This is a genomic window from Hymenobacter agri, from assembly GCF_054778495.1.
In genome coordinates this window covers 1-1,419 of record NZ_BAAGZM010000851.1, presented here as the reverse complement: position 1 = coordinate 1,419, position 1,419 = coordinate 1, and the positions used below count along the sequence as shown (strand labels likewise).

General features: G+C 65.6%; 1 protein-coding gene. It reads left to right on the top strand.

Annotated elements, in window-relative coordinates:
• The coding region (locus ACYVDE_RS22780; protein ID WP_460503825.1) for a vanadium-dependent haloperoxidase at positions 1-1,128 on the top strand (1,128 nt) is incomplete at its 5' end.
• Positions 1,129-1,419 lie beyond the last annotated feature (291 nt).

Here is a 1,419-nt window from a genome sequence, read left to right as displayed (position 1 = left end):
GCCCTGGGCTACGCGGGCGTGGCCCTCTACAGCGCGGTGCAGCCGGGCATTGCCGGCAGCCGGAGTTTGGCCGGGCAGCTTTCCGGCCTCAGCACCCTGCCTCAGCCCGAAACCGGGCAGGTATACAACTGGGCCGTAGCCGCCAACGCCGCCGAGGCCCTGATGGCCCAAAGCCTGTTCGGCAATGCGACCACCGCCCAGCGCACCAGCATCGACTCGCTCGAAACGGCCCTGAACGCCCCCTACCGCGCGGCGGCCGAGTTTGACCGCTCGGTGCAGTTTGGGCAGACCGTGGCGCAGGCTGTGTTCGAGTGGTCGCGCACCGATGGCGGGCACGAGGGCTACCTCAACAATCAGCCCAGCGGCTACGTGCCCCCCACCGGCGCGGGCCTATGGGTGCCCACCAGCAGTGCTGCCTCGGCCCGCGCCCTGCAACCCTACTGGGGCCAGAACCGGATGTTCGTACCCGCCAACGCGGCGCTGACGATGCCCACGCTGCCCTACACGTATTCCACGCAACCCACTTCGGCCTACTACGGGCAGGTGCAGGAGCTCTACACCACCGGGCGCAACCTCACGGCCGCGCAGCGCACCATTGCGCTGTACTGGGCCGATGGCGGCCAGACCATCACGCCACCCGGCCACTCCATCAGCATCACGGGCATTGTGCTGCGCGACCGCAAAGCTATGCTCGACCAAGCCACTGAGGCCTACGCCCGGGTGGGCATTGCCGTCGCCGATGCCTTCATTGGCTGCTGGAAATGCAAGTATCAGTTCAACTGGCAGCGGCCCGATGCCGCCATTCACGCCATGATTGACCCGGCCTGGCAGCCGCTCATTGCCACGCCGCCCTTCCCCGAATTCGTGTCGGGGCACTCGTCGCAGTCGGGCGCGGCGGCGCAGGTGCTGGAAGATTTATTTGGGGCCCAAACCGCCTTCATCGACAACTCGCACCAGGCCCGGGGCGCGGGCTACGAGCCGCGCCCGTTCGCCAGTTTTGCCGCCTTTGCCGACGAGGCCGCCGTGTCGCGCCTTTACGGCGGCATCCACTTCCGCAGCTCGAATGATATCGGGCTGACCGAAGGCCGCAAAGTAGGCCGCAACGTGTCGGCGCTGCGGTTCAAGTAGCGCTGGCGAATATTTAGGGAATAAAAAGAGTGTCATGCTGGGCTTGTCGAAGTATAACTGCTGCCATACTACAGTCAGGTAGTTGCGCAGTAACGACGCTTCGGCAAGCTCAGCATGACGTTCTTTGGGGCCTGCTACCATCGCAAGAGCAATTCCCCAGTCATGAAAATCCTCATTATCGGCGGCGGCAACATGGGCCTGACCTACGCCCGCAGCTTCGTGCGCGCCCACATCACCTCACGGCTCGACCTGCGCCTGCTGGCCCGCTCGCCCGAACGCGTGGCGGCGCTG